At 41.8% G+C, this 7,744-nt stretch carries 5 protein-coding genes and 1 pseudogene; 3 read left to right on the forward strand and 3 right to left on the reverse strand.

Annotated elements, in window-relative coordinates:
• The first annotated feature begins 481 nt into the window (after window positions 1-481).
• The gene (locus RMZ41_RS28570) at window positions 482-2,827 is read left to right on the forward strand and encodes an EF-hand domain-containing protein (protein ID WP_322641691.1); all 2,346 of its coding nucleotides are present in this window, start codon (window positions 482-484) and stop codon (window positions 2,825-2,827) included.
• Between the two features lie 52 nt (window positions 2,828-2,879).
• Here RMZ41_RS28570 and RMZ41_RS28575 read toward each other — a convergent pair whose 3' ends face one another.
• Entirely contained in the window at window positions 2,880-4,334 is a 1,455-nt protein-coding gene (locus RMZ41_RS28575) for an MFS transporter (RefSeq protein WP_322641692.1), read from the reverse strand.
• Between the two features lie 99 nt (window positions 4,335-4,433).
• Between RMZ41_RS28575 and RMZ41_RS28580 the strand changes: the two genes are divergently transcribed.
• Window positions 4,434-4,943: a phosphoribosyltransferase gene (locus RMZ41_RS28580; RefSeq protein WP_322641747.1), complete on the forward strand. Its 510-nt coding sequence runs from the start codon at window positions 4,434-4,436 to the stop codon at window positions 4,941-4,943.
• A 90-nt stretch (window positions 4,944-5,033) separates the two neighbouring features.
• Window positions 5,034-5,162, forward strand: a pseudogene (locus RMZ41_RS28585) (ATP-binding protein); the annotation flags it as partial.
• Between the two features lie 204 nt (window positions 5,163-5,366).
• Here the strand turns inward: RMZ41_RS28585 and RMZ41_RS28590 are convergent.
• Both RMZ41_RS28590 and RMZ41_RS28595 read right to left on the reverse strand, forming a co-directional pair.
• A complete protein-coding gene (locus RMZ41_RS28590) occupies window positions 5,367-6,161 on the reverse strand; it encodes a MinD/ParA family protein (RefSeq protein ID WP_322640053.1) in 795 nt (264 codons plus the stop codon).
• 36 nt (window positions 6,162-6,197) lie between these two features.
• Window positions 6,198-7,259, reverse strand: a complete 1,062-nt coding sequence (locus RMZ41_RS28595; protein WP_322640052.1) for a DUF3365 domain-containing protein — start codon at window positions 7,257-7,259, stop codon at window positions 6,198-6,200.
• Between the last annotated feature and the right edge of the window lie 485 nt (window positions 7,260-7,744).

Raw genomic sequence — 7,744 nt, forward strand, 5'->3', positions numbered from 1 at the left:
CCTTCTCTCTTGGCGTACTTGGCGTACTTGGCGGTTCGTTTAAAATTAAGTGCATCTTCATAGCGAATTGGTATTACGCAAAATCATGATAAAACGAACCGCAAAGGACGCAAAGGACACAAAGGAATAAGAGTTTTAGAGGGTTCTTGCGTAAGTCCTGCTTATATTACTCTATCTCTTGCCCCCTGCCCCCTGCCCCCTGCCCCCTGCCCCCTGCCCCCTGCCCTCTGCTCCCTGCTCCCTGCCCCCTGCCCCCTGCCCCCTGCCCCCTGCCCCCTGCCCTCTGCTCCCTGCTCCCTGCTCCCTGCTCCCTGCCCCCTGCTCCCTGCCCCCTGCCCCCTGCTCCCTGCCCCCTGCCTTCCTTTTCCAGGTTGTTCTTGATACTTGCTATTTACCTAATATAACTAAGCAGCATTGAAGTAGCTGTAAGAAAACATGGTAAGAAATTTATTAGTGACACCTATGGAATTGGAACAAAACCGTGATTGATGAGCAAGAAATAGGAAAGCTGTGGCAAGCTTTCAAGGTATTAGACGTAGACGGTAATGGATCGATCTCAACCGACGAATTGGGGGAGGTAATGCGATCGCTAGGGCAAAATCCTACAGAAGCGGGGTTGCGTGACTTAATCAAAGAGATTGATGTTGATTTGTCAGGCACTATCGACTTTGAAGAATTTAAAACGCTGATGGTAGCTAAGGTAGGCGATCGCGAAAGCCGCCTCAAGTTAGCATTCAGCGCCTTTGATGAAGACAATAGCGGCCAAATTACTACTGTCGAGTTACGGAAAGTGATGAGTCAGTTTGGGCTGACAGACGCAGAGTTAAAGGAGATGTTACAGGAAGTAGATCATGATGGCGATGGCTCAATTGATTTTCATGAATTCTGTCAGCTAGTACCGGAATCAGAGAGCAAAACAGGTTATAAAGACTCACCAATTTCTCTTAACAGTTCTCTTAAAACAGTTTCTACTAACACTACAGGAGTTGTTGCCACCACAGAGCCTAATCTTCAAGAAGCAAGCAGCAGCACAACTCCAGAGTTGGCACAACTAAAAGAACAGTTGGCGCAACACCCAAACTCACCAAATCAGAAAAAAAGTGGAACCTCCCGCTTACAAATGCAGATTGGTTTGTTTAGGCTAATTCAAGGAGCAGCCTATCGTTGTTTTCGTGAAAGTTTCTCTGCTAACCATGAGACGCACTTGCGCGTCAAAAACCTGCCGTACAGAATTACTGACTTTGTGGAATTTGTCAAGCAAGCGATCGCGCTTTACAAAGGATTAGGTGTAGTAGAAGAGGCTTGCTACCCCGTACTGGATGCAGTAGTTGAATCGATTGCCGATGAATATGCCCGATTGCAGGATCGGATCAAAAACTGGAAAACAGTGGCAAAGACTCCCGAAATGTTGGCAGAAGAGAAAGCAATTTTAGAGGCGCGGAGTAAATTTGCCAATGTCAAAGAAAAGTTTGCTGCCGGAGTCGAGTTTGCAATTACCATCAAAAAGAAAAGTCTCAGCTTAGGTGACATCGTAGAAGGTGTACTGGCGATTAACGAGCTTAATCGGCTCAGAGCAATAGAAATGAATGAAGAGATGGCTCCACCACCACCTGAGTCTCAGGGAAATCCCAAGGACTATTTAAAGAAGTGGAACCGCGTCATCCTTTCGCAAGCGACAGAGGAAGTGGATGGTGCAATGATGCCTGTTGCCTATTGGTATGAAGATTTTATGCCGAAATTGTTAGCAGCCTTTAGTGTCTCTACGGCAGCAGATATCCAAAGCAACACCATACCTGATGAGGCAGCTTTGAATGAGTGGTATGACTGCACCAAAAAATCAGGAGAATTTAACCGCTACGGAGCGGATGTTGCCGAAAACTTTCTCCATTGCACTCCAAAAGAGAAACTGGTACTCAAACAAGCATGGCGGTTAACGCACTACTACCTAAATGGAGTGCAGAAACGGCGCGAACGTTTAGAATTTGGGCGGGAATCAGGCGCACTCTCGCAATATGTATCATTCATTGATGTCTATCTGAATCGGACTGAGGTGAAGGATTCCCAAATGCGCGTCAGCTTCCCCTATTACATCGGCCCAGCAGTGTGGCGCTTCTTCCATACCACGGCTGAAATCGTGGCTACCAAAACATCCGAACAGCAAAAAGCCTTGATTGCAATCTTCAAAGACTTTTTCCAACTGTTTGCCACCATGTACCCCTGTCCTTATTGCCGTCACCACCTGAATATGTACGTTGTGCAGAATAAAGAGATAGATATGTATCCGGTGGAATATCTTGTACTTGGACGCGATCCTAATCTTAGCGACTTTGAGGTGTCATTGGAGGCAAAATTATCCACCGTTGTGGATGGTTCCTCTCTGCGTTTATTCTTCTGGAAGTTACATAATACCGTTTCTTCTTCCATTGCGCGATCGGAAGAGTGGTATCACAAGGATGAAAAGGCGTTTTACACTACCCGCTTTTGGCCTAGCCTTGACTCAGAGCTAGCAAGAGCCAATGCTCTCAAATATACCAGCATCGAAACTGCTCGTATTTACAACATTTATGGAATGCTCAAACCATTGGCAAGACTAGCAGGGGTGAAAACGGAATTGCCAAAACTGTTGCAAAAGGGTGATACAAATAACCTCAAGGAAGCATGTATAGTTGCACAGAACCACATTAGAGATTTAGAAGAAGCTATCATCCGTGGCGAGTTTCTGCAAGAGACATACTACTTTGAGCCTGAACTTGCAGATAAAGCTCCTATCTTCACCCCCGAAGAAGAAGAATTTGCACGAACTGGTATGTTCACAGAAACCGCTTAAAATAATTCGTAATTCGTAATTCGTAATTGAATTTTTAACTACGAATTACGAATTACGAATTTGTCTTTTTCTCTTGCCGTTCTTTGAGTTTCAGCATAATCTCTGCGTGCATCTCGCGGGTAATTGGGTAAAAATACGTTAAAACCAAGCCACAAAGTAAACAAACTGTAGGTATGGGGCCAACGGCAATCCGAATGGCAAACAACGCTGATTCTGGTTGGGTGGGTAGTGGACTTCCGGCTACAGATTCTTTGAAATTGGCTGCTTGTAAAGCATTTCCTACTAAAAACAGCCCGAAAGCTAAACCAAATTTTTGTAGTAAAACCATGAAGCCATAAAATATGCCTTCTCTGCGTTGTCCGGTTTGGAGTTCATCTAATTCAATTACATCTGGAATCATCGACCAGGGAATTAGATAAGCTGTGGAGACACCAATACCAGCCATCACAGCCATCACATACATCAAAACTACTTGACCAGGTTGTAAGAAAAATAATCCGGCGGCGGCTATTATCCATAAACTCATTCCGAGAAAATAAACAATTTTTTTCCCGATTTTCTTACTCAACTCACCCCAGACAAATAGCATTACTAAAGCTGTTCCTTGAACTGCAATCATTACTGTGGGTACATCTGAGTCTTTAAGACCCATGCAATCGACTACAAAATAAGGAATAATGCTAGCTGTAATCTGCACGCCTAGCCAAGAAAAAAGATATATACCAATAACAAATAAAAAAGGTCGGTTACTAAAGACAATTTTTAGCTGTTCAAGGAAAGGGAGAGATTCGGGTTCCTCGGTTTGGATGCGTTTGGCCTCAAAAGCCAAGATGCGATCGCGGACTCCAAAAACACACCAATATAATCCTAAAATTGAAATTACCGTACAAACTGCTGCTAAAACCAGATATTGTTGTTGGCGATCGCTAATTTGCGAAAAAACAATTTGCGTTAAAATCAACGACAGAATGCTGCCACCAATAGAAAATGTAAAACGGTAGCTGTTAAGGCTGGTGCGTTCGTCATAATCTTGAGTTAGTTCTGGAGTCATCGCCGTATATGGCAAATTCACAACTGTGTAAAACGCCTGAGATAATACTCCAATCGCTACGTAATACCAGAACAACGGCCAAATATTTTCACTCCTATTTGCACTAAATTGCGGTACAATCCACTGCAAGAAAAATAAAATTCCAAAGGGGATTGCTCCATAAAACATCCAAGGAAGACGACGACCCCAACGCCGAGATTTCGTTTTATCAGTCAGAAACCCCACAAGGGGATCGTTTATGCCATCCCAGATTTTACCAATCATCAAAATACTGCCTGCTAAACCCGCAGGAATACCAGCAACATTGGTAAAGAAAACTAGCAGAAAAAAGACGGAGATATTTGCAGTAATTGCTGGGCCTAAATCTCCTGCACCGTAAGCCAGCTTTGTTTTTAAATCGAGTTTTTCACTAAGAATATCTCGTTGGGCATCGCCATTAGCAGTAGAATCATTCATAAAACTTTGTACTCATACTAAAATAAAAAATCTGCGTCGGCATAGCCCGTTGTGGACATCGCCTTTAATCATGTGCTATCTACTACTCCCGTTAGACTTATGCCAGACCTTTACGTTTCTTGGTCAGATTATCACCAAAAAATTGAACAACTGGCTATTCAGATTTATCAATCCGGTTGGGAATTTAACCAGATTATCTGTCTTGCCAGAGGAGGACTAAGAATTGGAGATATTCTTTCTCGGATATATCAGCAACCACTGGCGATTTTAGCAACCTCATCTTACAGTGGCACTGAAAGAAGTAATTTAATTTTCTCCCGCCACTTGACAATGACTGCCGAAAAGTTAGGTTCGCGCATTCTCCTAGTAGATGATTTGGTAGACTCTGGCATCACACTAAAACAGACTATACCTTGGCTTAAGCAAAATATTGAGTTTCCCATTGAGGAAATTCGCACTGCCGTACTTTGGTATAAAGCCTGTTCAGTTATAGCACCCGATTATTATGTTGATTATCTACCTGACAACCCTTGGATTCATCAACCTTTTGAACACTACGAGCAGATAAACCCCGCAGAACTTGCAGCTAGGGTAAATCAACTATGTTAATTAATACATTTCACATTCTTTAAAGGATGTTTGAAAAGTCCTTACTGATGTATCAAATACTTTTAGATCCACCTAAATCCTTCTTAAAAACAAATCCGGGTGAGTGACACAGGTAAGGGGATCAGCCCAGAATTTCTGCCTCACGTGTTTGATTAGTTTCGGCAAGCTGATAATACTACAACAAGAACCTTTAACGACTTGGGGGTTGGTTTAGCGATCGCATCACAGCGCATAAATCCAGTTTACAACATTCAGTGCTAAGTGCTAAGTAATGAGTAGCAATAAGATTACTCAGTACTTAGCACTATGGTAAAAGCCCCGCCCGCAAGTGGGGCGGAATCTTTTTGTATGGAGTTGGTTGATACCCGCGCATAGTGTGGGCGGTCTTTTAACTCACCACTCTTCATCTTTGAGCCGCAATGCTTACCTGGCAAACAATTTTACTCCAGAACCAGTGATTTGTTTAGCGATCGCATTAATTTTTTGAGTCCATGAATGATCTGGATACCGCAAACAGAAGATTCCACTACTGCCTAAATCAAACATCTCCTCGCAAACGGGCAATATTCCAGCCACAGGGGTTTTGTAGGTATTCTCTACTCGTCTCCCTAACTCTTTGAAATCTAAAGATGGTAGAGCTTTGTTGATCGCTATTAGCATTTTAGGCACTTCTAACTTCCGAGCAACATCTATCGCCACTGCTGTACCTTGATAATCTTGTTTATCTGGACGGAGAATTATCAGCAGGACATCAGAAAGAATAATCGATAACAATGTTTCTTCATTAATGCCAGGATGAGTATCAATTAACAAATAGTCTAGTTTTAAACGACGAACTAGATTATGTAAACCATCATTAAGCAGGCGTGCGTCATAGCCTTCGCGCAAGATTCGAGAAATATCACTCATCTTAATGCTAGAAGGAATTAGATGAATACTTCCCTGGCGACCAAAAAATGTTTGTTTTTGTTTGAGAATCGCACTAACATCATAAACTGCTTCTTCAATCTGACAGCGACCCCATAAATAATCGTTCAAAGTGTAGCGGATTCGCTCTTGTTCCAAACCAAATAGAACGTGAATTCCTGGAGATTGGATATCTGTATCAACTATCCCAACTCGCTTGCCAGAGCGAGCGATGATGGCAGCGAGATTACTTGTAACATTTGACTTACCAGTTCCGCCACGGAATGAGTGAATTGAAATAATTTCAGACATAATAAATCCTCAATAGTAATTTTTAATTTGTAATGATTAATTGGGAGCATTCCGTTTGTTTCTAATGGCTTTTGCTTCCTCCTGCAATTTTTGGAACGTTTTGGATTCAGCAATTTCTGCAACTTCACGCGCACGTTTAGCTTCATCAACTTCAATCCGCAATGTATGCAACTGTTGTTTGAATTGTTGTTCGCGGGCAGAAATTTCATGCACCATACGTTGAAAAACTCGTCCTAATTGTCCTAATTCATCATGGCGCTGCACAATCGATGTTAGTTTTTCTCGATCAAATTGTTTTGCTTCTTCCACACTAATTTCATTTGTACTAATTTTCTGAGCAAGTTGGGCCATTGGTTTAAGAGGTTGTAGGACATTTCGCTTCAACAAATAATTAATGAGCAAAATCACTATGGCAAAGATAATAATAAATAAGCTAATGAATAAAACAAATGCCCGATGAGCATCATCAAATACTTGCTTGGCAGGAAGATAAATAACTTGTGTGCCAATAATTTCATTAAGTTTCCAGCCAAAGCCATTTTCTGAACCATAGCTAGCGATCTGACTTTTAGGAGCAACTTCAGGAGTGCTATGACACTGTAGACAAGTCGGATTGTTAATAGAAAATGGACGAGCGTTATAAAACATTTTCTCGTCATAAGAATCACGAAAACCGGATATATTTTTCAAGCCTGGATTCTGGCGAAACCGTTCAATAAGTTGCGTTTCAAATACATCTGCCTGATCTCGTAAATTAGTTGGATTTAGGTTAGCATCTTTGTATAAAAAGTCTTTATATTCTTTATTTTGACGAAGGTTATCAAACACTTCTCTGACCGCAAAACTGGGAATCCTTTCAGGAATAAACGCGGCTTGAGTGTCTACCATTGGTGTCAGAAGAGGATTGATATGCGTGTTGGTATAGTTCCTGACTGAGTTCATCGTTTCTGCAATAATTTGGCTGCGATCGGCGATTTCGGTTTCTGCTTTTTGCTCAAGTGCATGAGATAAAGCAAAACCACTAACTGCGATCGCGCCAACGAACACCAGCAATAAAAGTAAAGTAAATTTGGTTGCTAACTTGAATCTATTAAACATTGTTGTTTCTGTTTTATTTACAACATTGCTAGAGATTTAACACAATAAGTTATTAATCTAGTTGATTGAGTGATGGATGTAGGATTCTCTCATTGTTTGGGATTGTCCCTAGTTTTTCATTCATGCTTCCACGTTTAGTCATACTACGATATTGCAGTGAAATTCCACATCTGCAAGCAAATCCATGACTTTTGTAGTAACTAGCTGGGTTAGCATCTGACGAAAGTCTTACGTATTGCTCAACACTATATAGCGAAAGTCAGACCACATCTACTTACTTCGCTTAGATGAAATCCTAGACGTTTTTCAGATGCGCTTACCCTGGTTGAACTCGTATTCTTGAGACATGAAGCGAGGGAAGCGGTGAGCAACTAACCAGTAAATCACTTTCTCTGCTTGATATAACACACATCATAAATTAAGGAAAAAACATCATGTCTGACAACATTAAGCCCGTAGAATTATCTGCTGAAGAATTGGACCGT

It is taken from the genome of Nostoc sp. DedVER02, assembly GCF_034530675.2.
In the GTDB taxonomy this organism is placed as follows: Bacteria; Cyanobacteriota; Cyanobacteriia; order Cyanobacteriales; family Nostocaceae; genus Nostoc.

Bases quoted from the DNA above. Each gene is read 5' to 3' on its own strand.
- RMZ41_RS28575 (WP_322641692.1), bottom strand. From the start codon at position 4,334: ATGAATGATTCTACTGCTAATGGCGATGCCCAACGAGATATTCTTAGT.
- RMZ41_RS28590 (WP_322640053.1), bottom strand. From the start codon at position 6,161: ATGTCTGAAATTATTTCAATTCACTCATTCCGTGGCGGAACTGGTAAG.
- RMZ41_RS28580 (WP_322641747.1), top strand. From the start codon at position 4,434: ATGCCAGACCTTTACGTTTCTTGGTCAGATTATCACCAAAAAATTGAA.
- RMZ41_RS28595 (WP_322640052.1), bottom strand. From the start codon at position 7,259: ATGTTTAATAGATTCAAGTTAGCAACCAAATTTACTTTACTTTTATTG.